The following is a 21,597-nucleotide window of genomic DNA, read 5'->3' on the forward strand; positions in this document are numbered from 1 at the left end:
ACGGACGCGCAGCACGCTGGACCCGATGGCGGTGACCTGCCGCGCCCAACTTCGTTGCGCGCGCAGTCACCGCTAGGCTGGCCCGCTGTGATCACCCGGATGTCCCAGTTGTTTTTGCGCACTTTGCGCGACGATCCCGCCGACGCCGAAGTCGCCAGCCACAAGCTGCTGATCCGGGCCGGCTACATCCGGCCTGTGGCGCCCGGGCTGTACAGCTGGCTGCCGCTGGGATTACGCGTGTTGCGCCGCATCGAGCGCATCGTCCGCGACGAGATGAACGCCATTGGCGGGCAAGAGATCTTGTTTCCCGCGTTGCTGCCGCGCGCACCGTACGAGACGACGAACCGGTGGACCGAGTACGGCGACTCGGTGTTCCGGCTGCAGGACCGCCGCGGCAACGACTATCTGCTGGGGCCCACCCACGAAGAGCTGTTCACCCTGACCGTCAAAGGCGAATACAGCTCCTACAAGGACTTTCCGGTCCTGCTGTATCAGATCCAGAACAAATACCGCGACGAGGCGCGGCCGCGGGCCGGCATCCTGCGCGTGCGGGAGTTCCTGATGAAGGACTCCTACTCGTTCGACATCGACGACGCCGGGCTCAAGGCCGCCTACCACGCGCATCGGGAGGCGTATCAGCGCATCTTCGCGCGGCTGCAGGTGCGCTACGTCATCGTCTCCGCGGTGTCGGGCGCCATGGGGGGCAGCGCCTCCGAGGAGTTCCTGGCCGAGAGCGCGGTCGGGGAGGACACCTTCGTGCGCTGCCTGGAGTCCGGCTACGCGGCCAACGTCGAGGCCGTCGTCACCGCCAAGCCGGAGCCGCCGCCCGCTGAAGTGGTGGCCGGGCTGCCCGAGGCGGTGGTCCACGAGACCGGCAACACCCCGACCATCGCCACGCTGGTGGACTGGGCCAATCAGGCGGATCTGGGCCGCACCGTCACCGCGGCCGACACGTTGAAGAACGTGTTGCTCAAGGTGCGCCAGCCCGGCGGGGAATGGGAGCTGCTGGCCATCGGGGTGCCGGGCGATCGTGAGGTCGACGACAAGAGGCTGGGCGCGGCGCTGGAACCGGCCGAATACGCCCTGCTCGACGACGCCGACTTCGCCAAATACCCCTTCCTGGTGAAGGGATATATCGGACCGAAAGCGTTGCAGGGCAACGGTGTTCGCTACCTCGTCGACCCGCGGGTGGTGGACGGCACCAGCTGGATCACCGGCGCCGACGAGCCCGGGCGCCACGTCGTCGGGCTCGTCGCCGGCCGCGACTTCACCGCCGACGGCACCATCGAGGCCGCCGAGGTGCGCGACGGCGACCCCTCACCGGACGGCGCGGGACCGCTGGTCTCGGCGCGCGGTATCGAGGTCGCGCACATCTTCCAGCTCGGGCGAAAGTACACCGACGCCTTCACTGCCGACGTGCTCGGCGAGGACGGCAAGCCGGTGCGCCTGACCATGGGCTCCTACGGCCTCGGGGTGTCGCGGATGGTGGCCGTCATCGCCGAGCAGCACCACGACGAGCTCGGGCTGCGCTGGCCGTCCGCGGTCGCGCCGTTCGACGTCCATCTGGTGATCGCCAACAAGGACGCGGAAGCTCGCGCCGGAGCCCTCGAGCTGGCGGACGAGCTGGATCGGCTGGGCGTCGAAGTGCTGCTCGACGACCGCCAGGCCTCGCCCGGCGTGAAGTTCAAGGACGCCGAGCTGCTCGGGATGCCGTGGATCGTCGTGGTGGGACGCGGCTGGGCGGACGGCGTGGTCGAGCTGCGCGACCGCTTCGGCGGCCAGACGCGAGAACTGGCCACCGGGCCGTCGCTGGCCACCGACATCGCGGCCGCCCTGGCCGGCTAGTCCGATGGTGGCGAGCCGCCACCTAGTCGTTGCCGCCGGGGAAGCTCGTCGTGATGGGCCAGGCGCCCAGCACCCGGCTCCACCGGGCCGCCATCACCGCGCTCTGAACCAGGGCTGTCGCGGCGAACGCGCGGTCCGCGCCGGTCTCCGCGTGCTCGGCGACCACGCGCCACGCGCCCGCGCCGTCGTTCTCCATCCGGGCGGCCAGCCGCGCGGCGTCGGCCGGGCCGCCGACCACCAGGGGCAGCTGGTAGCCGGCCGCGGCGATCGGGGCGGTCACCTTGCGGGCGGTCAGCATCGCGATGACGTCGTCGCGGCGCTGCCGATGCTGGGCGAGCGCCTCCACCACCATGTCGTTCACGCTGGGCGGCGACAGCGCGGACACGATGCCGTAGCCGTAGATCGTCGAGTGCTCGATGGCCAGCGCGTCGCACAAGGCCTGGTTGTCGGCGTCCTTCCCGGAGGTCATATCGACGGACCCCCGGGCACCAGCGCAACTGTGTACGAGGCCGTGCAGGACGCCGCGATCGAGGCGAGCAGCCCGGCCCGGTAACCCGATTCGGTGCCCACCAGCCGGCTCGCGCTGTCGGCCGAGGCGCGCAGCGCGTTGATCACGTCGGACACCGGCGGCGGGGGTGGTGGCGGCCCCGCCGGCTCGGCCTGACTCGGGCTGGGCGCTTCGCTGGTGGACGACGTGGCGAGCTTGCCCGCCGCGCGCGAGATCTCCGCGGACAGCGCGCGGGCGTGCGCGGCGCGCTGGCTGGCCACCACCGTCAGCGCGGCGGCGACCTGCGGTGGGTTGCCGACGGCCGCCGCGGCGGCACCGGCGAGGGTGCTGTCGTGCCGCGCCTGATCCAACGGCCCCAGCAGTTGTTCGACGGGCGGGGGCTTGGGCGCGGACTTGCCACAGGCGGTCGCGACCGCCCCGAGCGCAGCGAAAGCCACACCACCGGCGAGGACATCTCGCCTGTTGACGAACGGAACTGCGCTAGCCACAAGGACATCCTGCCATCGGCGCGGAAGCGGGCACGATGCCAGGACGCGATCGCGCCGTCATCGGCGAATCCTGGCGTATCGTGGATAGCTGGTTCTCGCAGAGGGCAACCACCGACAGCAACCGTCGGCACGGATGTTCCTCCGCCGGGACACCGGAAGTCGCCTACGAAGCCATCGGGGCGCCGACATCCGCCAGATGACCGGACAACTCAAGATGAGGAGCTCGCCGTGACCACCGGGCTACCGTCGCAGACGCAGGTGATCGAGCTACTCGGTGGAGAGTTTGCGCGCGCGGGATTCGAGATCGAAGACGTGGTCATCGACGGCCGGACCCGCCCACCGCGAATCCTGGTGATCGCCGACGGCGACGACGGCCTCGACCTGGATACGGCGGCCACCCTGTCCCGTTCGGCATCGGCATTGCTCGACGGCCTGGACACCATCGACGACCACTACGTGCTCGAGGTCTCCTCGCCCGGCGTCGACCGCCCGCTGACCAGCGCGAAGCACTTCCGTCGGGCCCGCGGCCGCAAGGTCGACGTCGTCCTGTCGGACGGTTCGAAGCTGACCGGCCGGGTCGGTGAGACCACCGACGACGCCGTGGCGCTGGTGGTCCGCGCCGGCCGGGACTGGACGGTGCGCGAGATCCCACTCGGTGACATCGCGAAAGCCGTTGTCCAGGTGGAGTTTTCGCCCCCTAATCAAGCGGAGCTGGAACTGGCGGGTATGGGTCAGGCCCTGAGGACGGAGGAGCGGCGCTGATGAACATCGACATGGCCGCACTGCACGCCATCGAGGTGGATCGTGGCATCTCGGTCAACGAGCTGCTCGAGACGATCAAATCGGCGCTGCTCACCGCCTACCGGCACACCGAGGGCCACCAGAACGACGCGCGGATCGAGATCGACCGCAAGACCGGCGTGGTGCGGGTGATGGCCCGGGAGACCGACGAAGACGACAACGTCATCAGTGAATGGGACGACACCCCCGAGGGTTTCGGCCGCATCGCCGCCACCACCGCGCGCCAGGTCATGCTGCAGCGCTTCCGGGACGCCGAAAACGAGCGGACCTACGGCGAGTTCTCCACCCGCGAGGGCGAGATCGTCGCCGGCGTCATCCAGCGGGACAGCCGGGCCAACGCGCGGGGGCTGGTGGTGGTCCGGATGGGCACCGAGACGAAGGCCTCCGAGGGCGTGATCCCGGCGGCCGAGCAGGTTCCCGGCGAGAGCTACGAGCACGGCAACCGCGTGCGGTGCTACGTGATCGGGGTGACCCGCGGCGCCCGGGAACCGCTGATCACCCTGTCGCGGACCCACCCCAACCTGGTGCGCAAGTTGTTCTCGCTGGAGGTCCCCGAGATCGCCGACGAATCGGTGGAGATCGTCGCCGTGGCCCGGGAGGCCGGCCATCGCTCCAAGATCGCGGTGAAGTCCAACCTTCCCGGCCTGAACGCCAAGGGTGCCTGCATCGGCCCGATGGGGCAGCGGGTCCGCAACGTGATGAGCGAACTCTCCGGCGAGAAGATCGACATCATCGACTACGACGAGGACCCCGCGCGCTTCGTCGCCAACGCGCTGTCGCCGGCCAAGGTGGTGTCGGTCTCGATCATCGACCAGGCGGCCCGCGCCGCCCGCGTGGTGGTGCCCGACTTCCAGTTGTCGCTGGCGATCGGCAAGGAGGGCCAGAACGCGCGGCTGGCCGCCCGGCTCACTGGGTGGCGCATCGACATCCGCGGGGACTCGCCCGGCGGCTCCGGGGGGCATTCGGAGAGCCAGTCCGAACACGGTGCCAGCCACGGAATGGCCCACGACCGCTAGCGGCGAGCGCGCACCGTCGGGTGGTTCTGACCATCTATTCGGTGACGCTAGACTGAGCCGTGATCCAGCGTGAACTTTCGGCTCCCGAAACCAGAGGGTCACACCGTCATGCGGGTGGACCCGTACGGACATGTGTCGGGTGCCGGAAGCGAGAGCTGGCCGTCGAGCTGCTTCGAGTGGTGGCTGTGCCGGACGGGAACGGCGGATTCGCCGTGATCGTTGACACAGGCAATAGCCTGCCGGGGCGGGGTGCATGGCTGCATCCCGGGCCGCAGTGCGCGCAACAGGCAATCCGGCGGCGGGCTTTCACCAAAGCGCTGCGCATCACCGGTTCACCGGACACATCCGCGGTGGTCGAGCACATAGAGTCTCTCTGTGCGCCCGAGCGCCCGGCAACAGAACAGGTAGCTAAGAACATGAGCACACCGTGAAGTCCCGATGACTCGCATTCCTATGCGTTACAGCTAATTCCCGAGGCGCGGCCCCACGACTGTCGCCTCATAGACAGGAGATGTAGTGGCAGGTAAGGCCCGCGTACACGAGTTGGCTAAGGAACTCGGTGTCACCAGCAAGGAAGTCCTCGCCCGACTGAACGATCAGGGCGAATTCGTTAAATCCGCATCGTCGACGGTAGAAGCGCCGGTGGCTCGCCGGCTGCGCGAGTCCTTCGGCGGCGGCAAGGCCGCCGAGAAGGCCCCGGCGAAGGCCTCCGCGCAAGCGGGGGCCAAGGCGCCCGCGGCCAAGGCCCCCGACAAATCGCTCGACAAGGCCCTCGACAACGCCATCGGCAGCGCCGGCGGCAACGGCGAGGCGACGGCGACACCCGCCAAGCCCGCCGCCCCGCAGGCCTCGGCCGCGGCGCCCGCCGAGGCCCGGCCCGCCCGGCCCGGCCCCGCGCGGCCATCCGCGCCGGCCCCGGCGAGCCGAAACCGCCCGCGGCCGGGCAGGCGCCCGGCCAGGCGCCGCGCCCCGGTGTGACGCCCGGTCCGCGTCCGGGCCCGATGCCCAAGCCCCGCGCCCCGCGCGTCGGCAACAACCCGTTCTCGTCGGCGCAGCCGGTCGACCGGCCCATCCCGCGTCCGCAGGCGCCCCGTCCGGGAGCGCCCCGCCCGGGCGCCCCGCGGCCCGGCGGCGCGTCGCCGGGCAACATGCCGCCCCGCCCCGCCGGTGCCGGTGGGCCCGGCCGCCCGGCCCGGCCCGGCGCCCCGCGTCCCGGTGGCGGCCGTCCCGGTGGTCCCGGCGGCCGTGACGGAGGCGGCGGCAACTACCGCGGTGGCGGTGGCGGCGGAGTCGGCGCCCCGCCCGGAGGTGGCGGCGGTTTCCGCGGCCGTCCCGGTGGCGGTGGCGGCGGTGGCCGTCCCGGCCAGCGCGGCGGTGCGGCCGGCGCGTTCGGCCGTCCCGGCGGTGCGCCGCGACGCGGCCGCAAGTCGAAGCGGGCCAAGCGCGCCGAATACGAGAACATGCAGGCGCCGGTCGTCGGCGGCGTGCGGTTGCCGCACGGCAACGGCGAGACGATCCGGCTGGCCCGCGGCGCATCGCTCTCCGACTTCGCCGACAAGATCAACGCGAACCCGGCCTCGCTGGTGCAGGCGCTGTTCAACCTCGGCGAAATGGTCACGGCCACGCAGTCGGTCGGCGACGAGACGCTCGAGCTGCTCGGCAGCGAGATGAACTACGTCGTCCAGGTCGTCAGCCCCGAGGACGAGGACCGCGAGCTGCTGGAGTCCTTCGACCTGAGCTACGGCGAGGACGAGGGCGGCGAGGAAGACCTGCAGACCCGCCCGCCGGTGGTGACCGTGATGGGCCACGTCGACCACGGTAAGACCCGCCTGCTGGACACCATCCGGAACGCCAGCGTCCGCGAGGCCGAGGCCGGCGGCATCACCCAGCACATCGGTGCCTACCAGGTGACCGTCGAACACGACGGGGAAGAGCGGCCGATCACCTTCATCGACACCCCGGGTCACGAGGCGTTCACCGCCATGCGTGCCCGCGGTGCGAAGGCCACCGACATCGCCATCCTGGTGGTCGCCGCCGACGACGGCGTCATGCCGCAGACGGTGGAGGCCATCAACCACGCGCAGGCGGCCGACGTGCCGATTGTGGTGGCGGTCAACAAGATTGACGTCGAGGGTGCCGACCCGGCCAAGATCCGCGGCCAGCTCACCGAATACGGTTTGGTGGCAGAGGATTTCGGTGGCGACACCATGTTCGTCGACATCTCCGCCAAGCAGGGCACCAACATCGAGCAGCTGCTCGAGGCGGTGCTGCTGACCGCGGACGCCGCCCTGGACCTGCGGGCCAACCCCGACATGGAGGCCCAGGGTGTGGCGATCGAGGCGCACCTGGACCGCGGTCGCGGCCCGGTCGCCACGGTCCTGGTGCAGCGCGGCACGCTGCGCGTCGGCGACTCGGTGGTGGCCGGCGACGCGTACGGCCGGGTTCGCCGCATGGTCGACGAGCACGGCGAGGACGTCGAGGAGGCGCTGCCGTCGCGGCCGGTGCAGGTCATCGGTTTCACCTCGGTGCCCGGTGCCGGCGACAACCTGCTGGTCGTCGACGAGGACCGCATCGCCCGGCAGATCGCCGACAAGCGCAGCGCCCGCAAGCGCAACGCGCTGGCGGCGCGCTCGCGCAAGCGGATCAGCCTGGAGGACCTGGACTCGGCGCTGAAGGAAACCAGCCAGCTGAACCTGATCCTCAAGGGCGACAACGCCGGTACGGTCGAGGCCCTCGAAGAGGCCCTGATGGGCATCCAGATCGACGACGAGGTGGCGCTGCGCGTCATCGACCGCGGCGTCGGTGGCATCACCGAGACCAACGTCAACCTGGCGTCGGCCTCGGATGCGGTGATCATCGGGTTCAACGTGCGCGCCGAGGGCAAGGCGACCGAGCTGGCCAACCGCGAGGGTGTGGAGATCCGCTACTACTCGGTGATCTACCAGGCGATCGACGAGATCGAGAAGGCCCTGCGCGGCATGCTCAAGCCGATCTACGAGGAGAACACGCTGGGTCGCGCCGAGATCCGGGCGATCTTCCGGTCCTCCAAGGTGGGCATCATCGCCGGCTGCATGATCAGCAGCGGCATCGTGCGCCGCAACGCCAAGGCGCGGCTGCTGCGCGACAACGTCGTCGTCACCGAGAACCTCACGATCAACTCGCTGCGGCGGGAGAAGGACGACGTGACCGAGGTCCGCGAGGGCTTCGAGTGCGGTATGACGCTGGGCTACTCCGATATCAAGGAGGGCGACATCATCGAGTCCTACGAGTTGGTCGAGAAGGAACGCACCTGACCACCACCGTCGACGCAGAAATGGACCGTGTGATGAGGTGGGGGTACCTCCCGCTTGCGGGGGAGAGGCGGTGAATCGAAATGGCTGACCCGGCCCGGGCGCGACGTTTGGCCAAGCGGATCAACACGATCGTCGCCTCGGCGATCGAGTTCGAGATCAAGGATCCCGGATTGGAGGGGGTCACCATCGTCGACGCGAAGGTGACCGCCGATCTGCACGATGCGACGGTGTTCTACACGGTGATGGGGCGCACGCTGGACGATGAGCCGGATTACGGGGCCGCCGCGGCCGCCCTGGAACGGGCCAAGGGTGCGCTGCGCACCATGGTCGGGGCCGGCACCGGTGTGCGGTTCACGCCCACGTTGACGTTCACGCGCGACACCACGTCGGACAACGTGCAGCGCATGGACGAGTTGCTGGCGCGGGCGCGCGCCGCGGACGCTGATCTGGCGCGGGTACGTTCGGGCGCCAAGCCGGCTGGGGAGGCCGATCCATACCGGGAGAGCGGATCGGGCGCGGAGCCCGGCCTGGACGGGAGCATCGGTGACGACGACCAACACGAATACTGACCTGGACGGCCCCAGGGTGGGGGCGCGCGTCGACGCGGTGGGAGCGGTCGATCTGCTGTCGGACGCCGACACGGTCGCGGTGATCGCGCACGTGCATCCCGACGCCGACACGATCGGCGCCGGCCTGGCGCTGGGGCTGGTGCTGGACAAGTGCGGCAAGCGGGTCGAGGTCAGTTTCGCCGAGCCGGCGGGGTTGCCCGAGTCGCTGGCGTCGCTGCCCGGCTGCCGGCTGCTGGTCAGGCCGGAGGCGATGCGGCGCGACGTGGATTTGGTTGTCACCGTTGACGTTCCGAGCGTCAAACGGCTGGGCGCGTTGAGCGACTTGGCCGTCGAGGCCGACGAGGTGCTGGTCATCGACCACCACGCCTCCAATGACGTGTTCGGCACCGCCAATTTCATTGACGTCCAGGCCGATTCGACCACGATGATGGTCGCGGACATCCTCGACGCGTGGGGCAAGCCGATCGATCCCGACGTCGCGCACTGCATCTACGCGGGGCTGACGACCGACACCGGATCCTTCCGCTGGGCCAGCGCGCGCGCCCTGCGGCTGGCGGCCCGGCTGGTCGACGCCGGCGTGGACAACGCGGCGATCAGCCGCACCCTGATGGACAGCCACCCGTTCGGCTGGCTGCCGCTGCTGTCGCGGGTGCTGGCCTCGGCCCAGCTGCTGCCGGACGCCGCGGGCGGGCGGGGTTTGGTGTATGCCGTTGTCAGCAACAGCGATTGGACCACTTCACGTCCGGAGGAAGTCGAGAGCATCGTCGACATCGTGCGGACCACGCAGCAGGCCGAGGTGGCCGCGGTGTTCAAGGAGATCGCGCCGCAGCAGTGGTCGGTGTCGATGCGGGCCAAGGCCGCGGTGGACCTGGCGTCGGTCGCGTCCGGGTTCGGCGGCGGTGGGCACCGGCTGGCTGCCGGCTACTCGACCAGCGGGACGATCGACGACGCGGTGGCGTCGCTGCGCACCGCGCTGGGATAGAACGCGCTGGGCTAGAACGCCCAGCTTCCCGAGCGCTGCACGACGAATCCGTGGTCGCCGCTGGTGGTGTCCAGGCAGGCGACCAGGTTGTCGGCGCCCACCGCGCAGGTGACGTTGAGGTAGCTCAACTTCTGGCCCGTTCCGAGCGCTTTGCCGCCGGCCGGAAGCGGGGGCGGGTTGCCGTCGCAGCCGCCGTAGGCCATCCGGCTCAGCTGGTAGCCCGGGCCCTTGAAGTCGACCGAACCCACCATGCAGTCGCCGGGCCGTGGGCGGCCGCCGGGGAAGGGCACGTCGTCCATCCCGAGCATGTCGCCCTTGCACTTGATGTCCTGCGACGGCTGCGGCACCGGCGGCGGACCGCCGTAGAAGTCGCAGACCAGCGCGGAACCGGCGGAGAAACTGACCCGCGGCGGGCTGCCCGGCGCGCCGGCACCCAGATAGCCGTCGGCCGGCACGGCGGTGAAGGCGTCGAGGTTGGGAAATCCCGGCGGCGGCGCCGCGCCCGCGTGCGGCGCGGACACCGCGATCGCCGGCGCGGCCGCCAGCGTCAGGCCGCCGAGCACCCGCACGATGACTCCGGCGACCGCGTTCATCAGCTGATCGTATGGTGCGGGGCGGACCCGGGGGAACGGACCGGCGCAGATCGGTACGTCAGCGCACCTGTGAGCGGCCGCGTTCCAGCACGGCCTCCCGGTTGGCGGCGATGTCGTCGCCGCTGGTTCGGAACTGGCGGGCCGCCGTCGCCTCCTGCCACAGCCCCGCGCTGGTCTGCGCGTCGTCGATGCGGTGATAAGACGCCAGCAACGCCCGCACCGCGTCCTGGTTGTTCCCGACGATCGAGGCCGCCACCGCCCGTGCCGCGCCCAGCAGCTGGTCGTGCGGCACCACCTCGGTCACCAGGCCGGCGCGCAGCGCGTCGGCGGCGGACAGGTAATCCCCGGTCATGCTCATCCGCCGGGCCAGCCCGACCCCCACCTTCTGCGGCAGCCGCACGCTCAGGCCCCACGTGGGCAGCAGCCCCACCCGGGCGTGCGTGTCGGCGAACCGGGCGTTCTCCGAGGCGATCAGGATGTCGCAGTACAGCGCCAGCTCCAGCCCGCCGGTCACCGCGGCGCCGTTGATCGCGCCGATCACCGGCTTGGTCAGCGCCGGCCACCGCGGCGAGATGTCGGGGAGCGCCGTGGAGCCGCCCAGCTCCTTGAGGTCCAGTCCCGCGCAGAACACCGGGTCGGCGCCGGTGACGATGACGACGTCGACGTCGTCGTCCGTTTCGGCGTCGGCCAGCGCGCCGAAGAAGCGGTCCCGCAACGCCGACGACAGCGCGTTGCGCGACTGCGGCCGGTTGAGGGTCAGGGTGCGCGCGCGCTCGTCGGTGTCGATCAGCAGGATCTCGTCGGTCATCACATCACCGTAGCCAGTCGTCGGTTGCGACCAGAGGCGGTGCCGCGGTGCAGCGCTTATCGTTGACCTTTATGTGCCGGAATATCACCGAACTGCGTGGCCTGCAGCCAGCGGCCACCGCCGAGGAAATCGCCGCCGCGGCCCGGCAGTACGTGCGTAAGGTCAGCGGCATCACCCATCCCTCGGCGGCCAATGCCTCGGCGTTCGAGGCGGCGGTCGCCGAGGTCACCGAGACGACGACGCGGTTGCTGGGTCAGTTGCCCGCGCGGCGCCAGCCACCCAAGACGGTCCCGCCGCTGCGGCGGCCCGAGGTGCTCGCCCGCATGGCGGGCGCGAAATGACCGTCACCACAACGGTGCCCGCGCTCAAGGAGTGGAGCGCGGCGGTGCATGCCCTGCTGGACGGGCGCCAGCGGGTGCTGCTGCGCAAGGGCGGCATCGGGGAGAAGCGATTCGAACTGGCGGCCCGCGAGTTCCTGTTGTTCCCGACCGTCGCGCACAGCCACGCCGAGCGGGTGCGCGCCGAACATCAAGACCTGCTGGCGCCCGCCGCCGCCGACAGCACCGACGACGAGTTGGTGATCCGGGCCGCCGCGAAAGTCGTTGCGGCGGTGCCGGTCGAGCGCCCGGACGGCCTTGCGGCCATCGAGGACTTGCACATCTGGACCCCGGAGTCGGTGCGCGCCGACCGGCTCGACTTTCGTCCCAAGCACAAGCTGGCCGTGCTGGTGGTGTCGGTGCGCCCGCTGGTCGAGCCCGTGCGGCTGGACCGGACTCCGGAGTACGGCGGCTGCAAGAGCTGGGTGGAGCTACCCGTGCAGGCGCCGCTGCGCGACCCCGTTCATGACCAGGCGGCGCTAGCCGCGGTCGCCGACCGGGTCCGCGCCGCCGTTGGCTGACGGCTCGGCCGGCCCGATCGGCAACAGCAGCCGGGAGCGCCCGTAGCGCACCGTGTGGGTGACCGGCGTCGGCTGCCGGCCGGTCAGCACCGGTTCGCCGGAGCCGAGGTTGTGTGCGTAGCGCGGTGACCAGCTGCCTGCGATCAGCACCCGGATGCGTGAGCCGGCCCGGAAGCGGTGCGCCATGCCGTCGAGATCGAGGCGAACGATCTTGTCGGACTTGGGTTTTGCCGCGGCCTGCAGCCGCCGGTACGCCTCGCTGACGTTACGCGACCGGCCCTTGGCGTCGACCTCGCTGACCCGCACGAACAGGTCGGCGTGCGGATTGTCCGCGCCATGGGCGAGCTCGACGACCGGGCTGCCGTAGACGTACACATCCTCGGTGAGCGTCGCGCTGGTGAACGCCAGCACGTCGTCACGCGACGCCAGCCGGCTGTCGTCGCGGTAGCCGCCGTTGGCCGACAGCAACGGGCCGCCGGTCGTCGGCGTCGGGTGGGCCGGGTCGTAACGAAAAGTGACCGGGGCCAACCCCTTCAGCGTCGGCGCGGTCTCGCCGAGGTAGCCGCCGGGCCGCAGGTAGAGGGCACGTTCGGTGGTGGCGGGCGGCCAGTCGGGCAGGTTGCGCCAGCCGCCGCCCGCGCCGCCGCCGGTGACGTAGACCCGGACCCGGCCGGGGCGGCGCGACGTCGCCGCGCCGGCCAGATGCGCGCCCAGCCAGTCCAGCGCCTCCCGGGCGCAGGTGGAGAACCCGCTGGTGAGCAGCTGGGTGTGCGTCCACGGGCCGACGGTGAGCGCGACGTCGACGCCGCGGCCGCGCAGGTGCGCGTACTGCTGCAGGGTCTGCCTGATGAAGATGTCCTGCCAGCCGCCCACCAACAGCACCGGCGCCTGCACGCGGTCCAGCGCGTCGTTGCACCGCAACGCGTCCCAGAACGGGTCGTCGGCTTCGCTGTGCTCGGCCCAGGATTCGAACCAGGGGGCGCCGGTGCCGAGCAGGTCGCGCGCGGCGTCGCCCAGCGGCACCGCGGTCGCGGCCCGCGCCACCCTGCGGCGGGTCTGCAGCTGGCGCAGCGCGGCGCGAACACGCACCGGGTCCTCCTGGTGCGCCACCATATCGCTCCACCCGAGGAAGTCGTTGACCGCGAATGTTCCTGTGCCCCAGGTTGATTCGTTGAAATCGTGCGGGCCGACCATGATGACGGCGGTGGCCAGTTCCGGCGGGGGATCCTGCAGCAGCGCCCACTGGGTGAAGCCCAGGTACGACATGCCGATGGTGGCGAAACGCCCGGTGAACCAGGGCTGTTCGCGCAGCCAGGCGACGGTGTCGGCGCCGTCGGCGACCTCGTTGGCCATCGGCTCGAACACCCCGCCCGATCCGAACGTGCCGCGCACGCTCTGCAGCACCACGTGGTAGCCGCGCGACGCGTACAAGGCGCCGAAGATCAGCGTGAACGGGAACCCGCGCCCGTAGGGACCGCGGACCAGCAAGGTGCCCAGGGCCGACGCGGTGGTCGGCGCGTAGTGGTCGGCCACCAGCCGCACCCCGTCGCGCATCGGCACGGCGACGCGCTGCACGGTGTAGTCGGTGGTCGCCGGCGGCAGGCCGAGCAGCCGGCCGGCGGCCTTGGTGCCCAGGTGCCGCAGGGTGTGCAGCGCCGGCTGCGCGGGTCGGACCGAGGTGAGACTCACGACCTAGAACTTGTAATACGGGGCGAGGTCGTTGGCGCGCTGCAGATTGGTCTGCATGCAGTCGACCTCGGGGTTGGAGTAGACGGTCGAGTAGTACAGCGCCTGCTGCAGCACGCCGTAGCTGGTCTTGAACGCGACCATGCAGGAGTAGAACCAGTAGCTGTTGTGGTAGGTCGGCTTGAGCACCCAGTACTGCGCGGCGCGGTGACCCGCGATCGTCGTCTCGACGGCGTCGGCGGGCAGCGACTGCTCGTAGGTGCGCCAGATGATCGGCTCGACGGCCACCTGATAGTTCCCGGCGTCGAAGTGGCAGCGCAGCCCGTCCTCGTGTTCGGGCGGTGTGAAGCCCAGGCCGAGCCCCTGGATGACGTCGAACGGGATGTCCTCGCACGCGTCGAAGGGGCGCGGATCCGTCGTCGCCACGATCGGGCTCTTCATCGTGGTCTCCATCGGCTGGGCGGTCGAGCGCAGCTCGACGGACCGGTCGCCGCCACCCGGCGCGGCCGGGCCGCTCAGCAAGCCCACCGTGCCCCCGATGGCCGCTGTGAGCAGCGCGCCCAGCGCCCCCATCAGACGAACATTGGCGAACACGACAACCCCCCTGACGCCTCAGCGGTCCTTTGGGGGGAGTGTACAAGTCCCGCGCGCGGCGTCACAGGCAAACCTGAACTTGTTCTAACTCGCCCGCTCGCGGGCCGAAATGGCGCCCGCGAAAGGGGCCTGCCCGGTTCGGGTCGTTAGGGTGGTTAATCGTGGCTGTGCATTCAGCGGGGCAGGAATCGACCAACGGTGGGCAACCGACGCTGTGGGCGGTGTCCGACCTGCACACCGGCCATCTGGGCAACAAGCCGGTCACCGAATCGCTGCACCCCTCCTCGCCCGATGACTGGCTGATCGTGGCCGGCGACGTCGCCGAACGCACCGACGAGATCCGCTGGGCCCTTGACCTGCTGCGACGGCGCTTCGCCAAGGTGATCTGGGTGCCGGGCAACCACGAGCTGTGGACCACCACCCGCGACCCGGTGCAGATCTTCGGCAAGGCGCGCTACGAGTACCTGGTCAACATGTGCGACGAGATGGGCGTGGTCACGCCCGAGCATCCGTTCCCGGTCTGGACCGAGCGCGGCGGCCCGGCCACGATCGTGCCGATGTTCTTGCTCTACGACTACAGCTTCTTGCCCGAGGGGGCCACGAGCAAAGCCGAAGGCCTGACCATCGCGCGCGAGCGCAACGTGGTGGCCACCGACGAGTTCCTGCTCTCCCCGGAGCCGTACGCCACGCGTGAGGCGTGGTGCCGCGAGCGCCTGCAGATCACCCGTGCCCGTCTCGAAGAGCTGGACTGGATGACCCCGACCGTCCTGGTGAATCACTTCCCGCTGGTCCGCGAGCCCTGCGACGCGCTGTTCTACCCGGAGTTCTCGCTGTGGTGCGGAACCACCAAAACCGCCGACTGGCATACCCGCTACAACGCGGTGTGTTCGGTCTACGGCCACCTGCACATCCCGCGCACCACCTGGTATGACGACGTGCGCTTCGAGGAGGTGTCGGTGGGTTATCCGCGGGAGTGGCGGCGCCGCAAGCCACCCAGCTGGCTGCGCCAGGTGCTGCCGGATCCGCAGTACGCGCCGGGCGACCTCAACGACTTCGGCGGCCACTTCGAGATCACTCCCGAGATGAAGGCGCAGGCCGCGCAGTTCCGGGAACGGTTGCGGCAGCGGCAATCACGATGACGGGGGACATGCTGGTTTCCTCGGTGCTGCCGGTCGCCGACGGCCTGGCCTACTCGGAGGTGTACGCCGACCCGCCCGATCTCGCGCCGCTGCCCGAAGAGGAGCCGCTGATCGCCCGGTCGGTGGCCAAGCGCCGCAATGAGTTCATCACCGTCCGGCACTGCGCCCGGATCGCGCTGGGCGAGCTCGGCCTGCCGCCGGTGCCGATCCTCAAGGGCGAGAAGGGTGAACCCTGCTGGCCCGACGGCGTCGTGGGCAGCCTCACCCACTGCACCGGCTATCGGGGCGCGGTGGTGGGCCGCACCGACGCGGTGCGCTCGGTGGGCATCGACGCCGAACCGCACGACGTGCTGCCCGACGGCGTGCTCAACGCGATCAGCCTGCCGGCCGAACGCAGCGAGATCCCCGCCAGCCTGACGGGTGAGCTGCATTGGGATCGAATCCTGTTCTGCGCCAAGGAGGCGACGTACAAGGCCTGGTTCCCGCTGACCAAACGGTGGCTGGGCTTCGAGGACGCGCACATCGCATTCGAGGCCGACGGACCCGGGGCGGCGACGGGCGGGTTCGTGTCGCGGATCCTGATCGATCCCGAGGCGCTGTCCGGGCCGCCGCTGACCGAGCTGCGCGGGCGATGGTCGGTCGAGCGCGGGCTGGTGCTGACCGCCATCGTGCTATGAGCCAAAGCCCCACCGGGCCAGGGATAGTCGTCGTCGACAAGCCCCCCGGAATGACCAGTCACGACGTGGTCGGGCGCTGCCGCCGGATCTTTTCCACCAGGCGGGTGGGGCACGCGGGGACGCTGGACCCGATGGCCACCGGCGTGCTGGTGATCGGCGTCGAGCGGGCCACCAAGATCCTCGGCCTGCTGACCGCGACCGCCAAGTCCTATACCGCCACCATCCGGCTGGGCCAGAGCACGTCCACCGACGACGCCGAGGGCGAACTCGTGCGCAGCGTCTCGGCGCGGCACCTGACCGGCGAGGCCGTCGAATCCGCGATGGGCGGCCTGCGCGGCGACATCGAACAGGTGCCCTCGACGGTCAGTGCCATCAAGGTGGACGGCAAGCGCGCCTACCGGCTGGCCCGCGAGGGCCAGACCGTCGAGTTGAAGGCGCGCCCGGTGCGCATCGACCGGTTCGAGGTGCGCGACATCCGATACCGCGACGACGTCGTCGACCTGGACGTCGAGGTGGACTGCTCGTCGGGAACCTACATCCGCGCCCTGGCCCGCGACCTCGGCGACGCGCTGGGCGTCGGGGGCACCTGACGGCGTTGCGGCGCACCAGCGTCGGGCGCTTCGGGCTCGACCAGGCGCACCAGCTCGACGAACTGGCGGAGCACCCGCGGCTCAGCTACAGCCTGGACGAGGCCTGCCTGCTGATCTTTCCGCGCCGCGACCTGTCCGCCGCGGAGGCCGAGGCGACCGGCCACGGCCGGCCGCTGGGCCCGGCGGGCATCGACGGCACCTACGCCGCCTGCGACCCCGCCGGCCGGGTGATGGCGCTGCTGCGCGACGAGGGTTCGCGGACCAAGCCGGTGGTGGTGATCCGCCCGGCGACGCTGTGACCGCCCCGGCCGAACGGTTGGTTGGGCTACGTTGCACACTGAATGCCTAGACCGTTCGGAAGGGGACAATGATGTCCGGCAAGATGTCCAGCAAGGTTTATGTCGTCGGCGTCGGAATGACGAAATTCGAGAAGCCTGGCCGCCGAGAGGGCTGGGACTATCCGGACATGGCCCGGGAATCGGGAACCAACGCGCTGACGGACGCCGGCATCGACTACCGCGAGGTCCAGCAGGGCTACGTGGGCTACTGCTCGGGCGACTCCACGTCGGGCCAGCGCGCGCTCTACGAGCTCGGCATGACCGGCATTCCGATCGTCAACGTCAACAACAACTGCTCCACCGGCTCGACGGCGCTGTTCCTGGCCGCCCAGGCCATCCGTGGCGGGATCGTCGACTGCGCGATCGCGCTCGGCTTCGAGAAGATGCAGCCCGGCTCGCTGGGCGGCGGCGCGCAGGACCGCGAATCGCCGATGGGCAAGCACGTCAAGGCGATGGCCGCGATCGACGAGTTCGCGATGCCCGTCGCGCCGTGGATGTTCGGCGCCGCCGGACGCGAGCACATGAAGCAATACGGCAGCACCGCCGAACATTTCGCCAAGATCGGCTACAAGAACCACAAGCACTCGGTCAACAACCCGTTCGCCCAGTTCCAGGAGTCCTACACGCTCGACGACATCCTGGCGGCGCGGATGATCTCCGACCCGCTGACCAAGCTGCAGTGCTCGCCCACCTCGGACGGCTCGGGTGCGGCGATCCTGGCCTCGGAAAGCTTCGTCGACAGCCACGGGCTGGCCGGCCAGGCGGTGGAGATCGTCGGGCAGGCCATGACCACCGACTTCGCGTCGACGTTCGACGGCAGCGCGAAGAACCTCATCGGCTATGACATGAATGTCCAGGCCGCGCAACAGGTTTACGACCAGTCCGGGCTGGGGCCGCAGGACTTCCAGGTGATCGAGCTGCACGACTGCTTCTCGGCCAACGAACTGCTGCTCTACGAGGCCCTCGGACTGTGCGGTCCGGGCGAGGCGCCCAAGCTGATCGACAACAACGACACCACCTACGGCGGCCGCTGGGTGGTCAACCCGTCCGGCGGCCTGATCTCCAAGGGGCACCCGCTGGGCGCGACCGGCCTGGCGCAGTGCGCCGAACTGACCTGGCAGCTGCGCGGGACCGCCGACAAGCGTCAGGTCGACAACGTCAGCGCCGCACTGCAGCACAACATCGGACTGGGCGGCGCAGCCGTCGTCACCGCCTACCAGCGCGCCGAGCGTTAGGCCGCCATGATCGAGTGGTCCGACACCGACCTGATGGTCCGGGATGCCGTGCGGCAGTTCGTCGACAAGGAGATTCGCCCGCACGTCGACGAACTCGAAACCGGCGCGATGTCGCCGTATCCGATCGCGCGCAAGCTGTTCAGCCAGTTCGGCCTCGATGCCATGGCCGCCGAGTCGGTCAAGAAGATGCTGGACCGCGAGCGGGCCAAGCTCGACGGCGCGCCCGCTCCCCAGGAACGTGACGAAAAGTCCGACGACTCAGGTGGTTTCGGTGGCGGCGCGCAGGGATCGATGATCGCGGTGCTGGTGTCCGAAATCGCCCGGGTCAGCATCGGGTTGCTCAGCACCGCGTCGGTGAGCCTGGGCCTGGGCGCGGCGACCATCATGAGCCGCGGCACGCTGGCCCAGAAGGAGCGCTGGCTGCCCGAGCTGATGACGCTGGAAAAGATTGCGGCATGGGCGATTACCGAGCCGGATTCGGGCTCGGACGCGTTCGGCGGCATGAAGACCTACGTCAAGCGCGACGGCCAGGACTACATCCTCAACGGCCAGAAGACGTTCATCACCAACGGGCCCTGCGCCGACGTCCTGGTGGTGTACGCGAAACTCGACGAGGGCGACGCGAGCCCGGACAAGCAGGACAAGCGCAACCGCCCGGTGCTGGTCTTCGTGCTCGACGCGGGCATGCCGGGCCTCACCCAGGGCAAGCCCTTCAAGAAGATGGGCATGATGTCCTCGCCGACCGGCGAGCTGTTCTTCGACAACGTGCGGCTGGGACCGGACCGGCTGCTCGGCGAGAGCGAACAGCACGCCGACGGTGACGGCCGCGACAGCGCCCGGGCCAACTTCGCCGCCGAGCGGATCGGGATCGCGATGATGGCCTTGGGCATCATCGACGAATGCCACCGGCTGTGCGTGGATTACGCCAAGAGCCGGACGTTGTGGGGCAAGAACATCGGGCAATTCCAGCTGATCCAGCTCAAGCTGGCCAAGATGGAGATCGCCCGAATGAACGTGCAGAACATGGTCTTTCACACCATCGAGCGCCAGCAGGCCGGCAAGCCGCTGACGCTGGCCGAGGCGTCGGCGATCAAGCTGTACTCGTCGGAGGCGGCCACCGATGTGGCGATGGAGGCCGTGCAGCTGTTCGGCGGCAACGGATACATGGCCGAATACCGGGTGGAGCAGCTGGCCCGCGACGCCAAGTCGCTGATGATCTACGCGGGCAGCAACGAGGTTCAGGTCACCCACATCGCCAAGGGCCTGCTGGCCGACTGAGCTAGACCTTGCGCGCCCCGCCGGGTCAGGCCGTCACCCAGATCGCCCGGGCCGCCGGGCTGCCCAGGTCGACCGTCGTCTCGGCGCCGTCGCCGGAGTCGATCGAGACCGAGATCATGCCGGCGAATTCGCGGCGGGTCAGGACCCGCAGCCGGGAGTCGAGGTTGATGCCGACGTCGGTGAAGTAGCGCAGCATCTCGGGGTCGGCGTCGGAGATGCGGGCCACCGTCCCGGTGTCCCCGTCGTCGCACGCCCAGAGCTGGCGGGCCGGCGGGGTGGGCACCTGCCCGTCCGAGGCCGGGATCGGGTCACCGTGCGGGTCGCGCTGCGGGAACCCCAGCTTGGCGTCGATGCGCGCCACCAGCCGATCGGACACCGCGTGCTCGAGCACCTCGGCCTCGTCGTGCACCTCGTCCCAGGCGTAGCCGAGTTCGTTGACCAGGAAGGTCTCCAGCAGCCGGTGCCGGCGCACCATCGCCAGCGCCGCGCGCCGGCCCGCCTCGGTCAGCGTCACCGCGCCGTACTTCTCGTGGTCGACGAGGCCCTGCTCGGCGAGCTTGCGGATGGACTCCGAGGCCGTGCTGGCCGACACCCCGATCTTCTCGGCCAGCATCTTGGTGCTGACCTTCTGCGGCGCGTCTTTGGGGGACCACTCCTGGGCATTCCAGATGACCTTGAGGTAGTCCTGGCCGACCGCGGTGATGCCGCCGTGCTCTTCGTCAGCCCTCACACCGAGAAAGTTTAGGCAACCCACGCCTCATCCGGCGTGTTCCCCGACACCATGGCGGGTGTTTGCCCCTCTGGATCTCCCGGCGGAACACTCGGCGCCGTAGGCTTGCGGGCGTGCAGCGGTGGCGCGGCCAAGACGAGATTCCCACGGACTGGGGCAGGTGTGTGCTCACCATCGGCGTGTTCGACGGTGTGCATCGCGGCCACGCCGAGCTGATCGCCCACGCGGTCAAGGCGGCGCGGGCCCGCAACGTGCCGACGGTGCTGATGACGTTCGACCCGCATCCGATGGAAGTGGTCTACCCGGGCAGTCACCCGGCGCAGCTGACGACGCTGACCCGGCGCGCCGAGCTGGTCGAGGAGCTGGGCATCGACGTCTTCCTGGTGATGCCGTTCACCACCGACTTCATGAAGCTCACCCCGGAGCGCTACGTGCACGAGCTGCTGGTGGAGAACCTGCACGTCGTCGAGGTTGTGGTGGGAGAGAACTTCACCTTCGGCAAGAAGGCGGCCGGCACCGTCGACACCCTGCGCAAGGCGGGGGAGCGGTTCGGCTTCTCCGTCGAGTCGATGTCGCTGTTGTCCGAGCATCACAGCAACGAGACCGTGACGTTCTCGTCCACCTACATCCGGTCCTGCGTGGACGCCGGCGACATGGTGGCGGCCACCGAGGCGCTGGGCCGCCCGCACCGCGTCGAAGGGGTGGTGGTCCGCGGCTACGGGCGCGGCATCGAGCTGGGTTACCCGACCGCCAACGTGGCGCCGCCGATGTACTCGGCCATCCCGGCCGACGGCGTGTACGCCGCGTGGTTCACCGTGCTCGGGCACGGGCCCGCCACCGGCACCGTCATCCCCGGCGAGCGCTACCAGGCGGCGGTGTCCGTCGGCACCAACCCGACCTTCTCCGGGCGCACCCGCACCGTCGAGGCGTTCGTCCTGGACACCACCGCCGACCTGTACGGCCAGCACGTCGCCCTGGACTTCGTCGCCCGCATCCGCGGTCAGCACAAGTTCGACTCCATCAAGGAACTCGTCGCCGCGATGGGCAAGGACACCGAGAAGGCGCGCACCCTGCTCACCGCGGGCTGACGCCGGGGAGCCGTCGCACAGCGCGATGCTCGGCGTTTATGCCCGCGGTGATCGCGCTGCTAAACTGCCGGACGACATCGGCGCGTGCTGCGGTTCGCGGTGGCCGCGCCTTCACCATTCACCTTTCGCGGACCGATTGATGGAGATAGTTTCGTGGCGCTGACTGCCGAGCAGAAAAAAGAAATCCTGGGCAACTACGGCCTGCATGGCACCGACACCGGTTCCCCCGAGGCGCAGGTCGCGCTGCTGACCAAGCGGATCGCCGACCTCACCGAGCACCTGAAGGTGCACAAGCACGACCACCACTCGCGGCGCGGGCTGCTGCTGCTGGTCGGACGCCGGCGCCGGCTGCTCAAGTACGTCGCGCAGATCGACGTCGAGCGCTACCGCTCGCTGGTCGAGCGGCTGGGCCTGCGTCGCTGACGTAAGCCCCACCGGGGC

21 protein-coding genes and 2 pseudogenes are annotated in these 21,597 nt (G+C 70.0%); 16 read left to right on the forward strand and 7 right to left on the reverse strand.

What is annotated here, in order from left to right; translation table 11 throughout:
* Positions 1-87: 87 nt before the first annotated feature.
* The gene (locus B9D87_RS01120) at positions 88-1,845 is read left to right on the forward strand and encodes a proline--tRNA ligase (RefSeq protein WP_007775135.1); all 1,758 of its coding nucleotides are present in this window, start codon (positions 88-90) and stop codon (positions 1,843-1,845) included.
* Positions 1,846-1,867: 22 nt separating this feature from the next.
* Here B9D87_RS01120 and B9D87_RS01125 read toward each other — a convergent pair whose 3' ends face one another.
* A complete protein-coding gene (locus B9D87_RS01125; RefSeq protein ID WP_007775134.1) occupies positions 1,868-2,314 on the reverse strand; it encodes a ferritin-like domain-containing protein in 447 nt (148 codons plus the stop codon).
* On the reverse strand, positions 2,311-2,841 hold the full coding sequence (locus B9D87_RS01130; RefSeq protein WP_040631469.1) for a hypothetical protein: 531 nt from the start codon (positions 2,839-2,841) through the stop codon (positions 2,311-2,313). Before B9D87_RS01130 ends, B9D87_RS01125 begins: the two co-directional genes overlap by 4 nt.
* A gap of 228 nt (positions 2,842-3,069) precedes the next feature.
* Between B9D87_RS01130 and rimP the strand changes: the two genes are divergently transcribed.
* The 6 genes and pseudogenes from rimP (at position 3,070) to B9D87_RS01160 (ending at position 9,502) form a co-directional block, all read left to right on the forward strand.
* Entirely contained in the window at positions 3,070-3,603 is a 534-nt protein-coding gene (gene rimP / locus B9D87_RS01135; protein ID WP_007775130.1) for a ribosome maturation factor RimP, read from the forward strand.
* The gene (nusA, locus tag B9D87_RS01140; protein WP_007775127.1) at positions 3,603-4,658 is read left to right on the forward strand and encodes a transcription termination factor NusA; all 1,056 of its coding nucleotides are present in this window, start codon (positions 3,603-3,605) and stop codon (positions 4,656-4,658) included. Before rimP ends, nusA begins: the two co-directional genes overlap by 1 nt.
* A gap of 185 nt (positions 4,659-4,843) precedes the next feature.
* Entirely contained in the window at positions 4,844-5,089 is a 246-nt protein-coding gene (locus tag B9D87_RS01145) for a YlxR family protein (RefSeq protein ID WP_367648974.1), read from the forward strand.
* Between the two features lie 85 nt (positions 5,090-5,174).
* Positions 5,175-7,951 (forward strand): annotated as a pseudogene (gene infB, locus B9D87_RS01150) (translation initiation factor IF-2).
* 80 nt (positions 7,952-8,031) lie between these two features.
* A complete protein-coding gene (gene rbfA, locus B9D87_RS01155) occupies positions 8,032-8,520 on the forward strand; it encodes a 30S ribosome-binding factor RbfA (RefSeq protein ID WP_007775117.1) in 489 nt (162 codons plus the stop codon).
* Positions 8,495-9,502, forward strand: a complete 1,008-nt coding sequence (locus tag B9D87_RS01160) for a DHH family phosphoesterase (RefSeq protein ID WP_085977875.1) — start codon at positions 8,495-8,497, stop codon at positions 9,500-9,502. Before rbfA ends, B9D87_RS01160 begins: the two co-directional genes overlap by 26 nt.
* 11 nt (positions 9,503-9,513) lie before the next feature.
* Here B9D87_RS01160 and B9D87_RS01165 read toward each other — a convergent pair whose 3' ends face one another.
* Both B9D87_RS01165 and B9D87_RS01170 read right to left on the reverse strand, forming a co-directional pair.
* Positions 9,514-10,095, reverse strand: coding sequence for a hypothetical protein (locus B9D87_RS01165; protein WP_007775110.1), 582 nt, complete (start codon positions 10,093-10,095; stop codon positions 9,514-9,516).
* Between the two features lie 58 nt (positions 10,096-10,153).
* Positions 10,154-10,903, reverse strand: coding sequence for an enoyl-CoA hydratase (locus tag B9D87_RS01170; protein ID WP_007775107.1), 750 nt, complete (start codon positions 10,901-10,903; stop codon positions 10,154-10,156).
* Positions 10,904-10,974: 71 nt separating this feature from the next.
* Between B9D87_RS01170 and B9D87_RS01175 the strand changes: the two genes are divergently transcribed.
* Positions 10,975-11,244, forward strand: coding sequence for a DUF2277 domain-containing protein (locus B9D87_RS01175; protein WP_007775106.1), 270 nt, complete (start codon positions 10,975-10,977; stop codon positions 11,242-11,244).
* Positions 11,241-11,801, forward strand: coding sequence for a DUF1802 family protein (locus B9D87_RS01180; RefSeq protein WP_007775105.1), 561 nt, complete (start codon positions 11,241-11,243; stop codon positions 11,799-11,801). The genes B9D87_RS01175 and B9D87_RS01180 overlap by 4 nt, the downstream gene beginning before the upstream one ends.
* Here the strand turns inward: B9D87_RS01180 and B9D87_RS01185 are convergent.
* Positions 11,760-13,490 carry a CocE/NonD family hydrolase gene (locus tag B9D87_RS01185; RefSeq protein ID WP_007775103.1) on the reverse strand — a complete coding sequence of 577 codons (1,731 nt, stop codon included), beginning with the start codon at positions 13,488-13,490 and terminating at the stop codon, positions 11,760-11,762. The genes B9D87_RS01180 and B9D87_RS01185 overlap by 42 nt on opposite strands.
* Before the next feature lie 3 nt (positions 13,491-13,493).
* Positions 13,494-14,081: a DUF3558 domain-containing protein gene (locus B9D87_RS01190; RefSeq protein ID WP_040631466.1), complete on the reverse strand. Its 588-nt coding sequence runs from the start codon at positions 14,079-14,081 to the stop codon at positions 13,494-13,496.
* A gap of 161 nt (positions 14,082-14,242) precedes the next feature.
* Between B9D87_RS01190 and pptH the strand changes: the two genes are divergently transcribed.
* From pptH to B9D87_RS01215, 5 genes and pseudogenes are all read left to right on the forward strand, one after another.
* A complete protein-coding gene (gene pptH, locus B9D87_RS01195; RefSeq protein ID WP_040631463.1) occupies positions 14,243-15,220 on the forward strand; it encodes an ACP phosphodiesterase PptH in 978 nt (325 codons plus the stop codon).
* The gene (pptT, locus tag B9D87_RS01200; protein ID WP_007775097.1) at positions 15,217-15,897 is read left to right on the forward strand and encodes a 4'-phosphopantetheinyl transferase PptT; all 681 of its coding nucleotides are present in this window, start codon (positions 15,217-15,219) and stop codon (positions 15,895-15,897) included. Before pptH ends, pptT begins: the two co-directional genes overlap by 4 nt.
* Positions 15,894-16,786, forward strand: a pseudogene (gene truB / locus B9D87_RS01205) (tRNA pseudouridine(55) synthase TruB). The gene pptT and the pseudogene truB overlap by 4 nt, the downstream one beginning before the upstream one ends.
* Positions 16,787-16,869: 83 nt before the next feature.
* On the forward strand, positions 16,870-18,060 hold the full coding sequence (locus tag B9D87_RS01210) for a lipid-transfer protein (RefSeq protein ID WP_007775094.1): 1,191 nt from the start codon (positions 16,870-16,872) through the stop codon (positions 18,058-18,060).
* A gap of 6 nt (positions 18,061-18,066) precedes the next feature.
* Positions 18,067-19,338 carry an acyl-CoA dehydrogenase family protein gene (locus B9D87_RS01215; RefSeq protein WP_007775090.1) on the forward strand — a complete coding sequence of 424 codons (1,272 nt, stop codon included), beginning with the start codon at positions 18,067-18,069 and terminating at the stop codon, positions 19,336-19,338.
* Positions 19,339-19,363: 25 nt separating this feature from the next.
* On the opposite strand, the gene mntR is transcribed toward B9D87_RS01215, so the two are convergent.
* On the reverse strand, positions 19,364-20,068 hold the full coding sequence (mntR, locus tag B9D87_RS01220; protein ID WP_007775086.1) for a manganese-binding transcriptional regulator MntR: 705 nt from the start codon (positions 20,066-20,068) through the stop codon (positions 19,364-19,366).
* 113 nt (positions 20,069-20,181) lie between these two features.
* On the opposite strand from mntR, the gene B9D87_RS01225 reads away from it, so the two are divergent.
* Positions 20,182-21,156 carry a bifunctional riboflavin kinase/FAD synthetase gene (locus tag B9D87_RS01225; protein WP_040631457.1) on the forward strand — a complete coding sequence of 325 codons (975 nt, stop codon included), beginning with the start codon at positions 20,182-20,184 and terminating at the stop codon, positions 21,154-21,156.
* Between the two features lie 153 nt (positions 21,157-21,309).
* Positions 21,310-21,579 (forward strand): 30S ribosomal protein S15, encoded by a 270-nt coding sequence (gene rpsO, locus B9D87_RS01230; RefSeq protein ID WP_007775081.1) that lies wholly within the window; start codon positions 21,310-21,312, stop codon positions 21,577-21,579.
* The last annotated feature ends 18 nt before the right edge of the window (positions 21,580-21,597 follow it).

It is taken from the genome of Mycobacterium colombiense CECT 3035, from assembly GCF_002105755.1.
Lineage (GTDB): Bacteria > Actinomycetota > Actinomycetes > Mycobacteriales > Mycobacteriaceae > Mycobacterium > Mycobacterium colombiense.

What these genes read in the sequence shown, in the direction of transcription:
- B9D87_RS01125 (WP_007775134.1), bottom strand. Translation starts at nt 2,314, where the DNA reads ATGACCTCCGGGAAGGACGCCGACAACCAGGCCTTGTGCGACGCGCTG.
- nusA (WP_007775127.1), top strand. Translation starts at nt 3,603, where the DNA reads ATGAACATCGACATGGCCGCACTGCACGCCATCGAGGTGGATCGTGGC.
- rbfA (WP_007775117.1), top strand. Translation starts at nt 8,032, where the DNA reads ATGGCTGACCCGGCCCGGGCGCGACGTTTGGCCAAGCGGATCAACACG.
- B9D87_RS01165 (WP_007775110.1), bottom strand. Translation starts at nt 10,095, where the DNA reads ATGAACGCGGTCGCCGGAGTCATCGTGCGGGTGCTCGGCGGCCTGACG.
- B9D87_RS01170 (WP_007775107.1), bottom strand. Translation starts at nt 10,903, where the DNA reads ATGACCGACGAGATCCTGCTGATCGACACCGACGAGCGCGCGCGCACC.
- B9D87_RS01175 (WP_007775106.1), top strand. Translation starts at nt 10,975, where the DNA reads ATGTGCCGGAATATCACCGAACTGCGTGGCCTGCAGCCAGCGGCCACC.
- B9D87_RS01180 (WP_007775105.1), top strand. Translation starts at nt 11,241, where the DNA reads ATGACCGTCACCACAACGGTGCCCGCGCTCAAGGAGTGGAGCGCGGCG.
- pptT (WP_007775097.1), top strand. Translation starts at nt 15,217, where the DNA reads ATGACGGGGGACATGCTGGTTTCCTCGGTGCTGCCGGTCGCCGACGGC.
- B9D87_RS01210 (WP_007775094.1), top strand. Translation starts at nt 16,870, where the DNA reads ATGTCCAGCAAGGTTTATGTCGTCGGCGTCGGAATGACGAAATTCGAG.
- B9D87_RS01215 (WP_007775090.1), top strand. Translation starts at nt 18,067, where the DNA reads ATGATCGAGTGGTCCGACACCGACCTGATGGTCCGGGATGCCGTGCGG.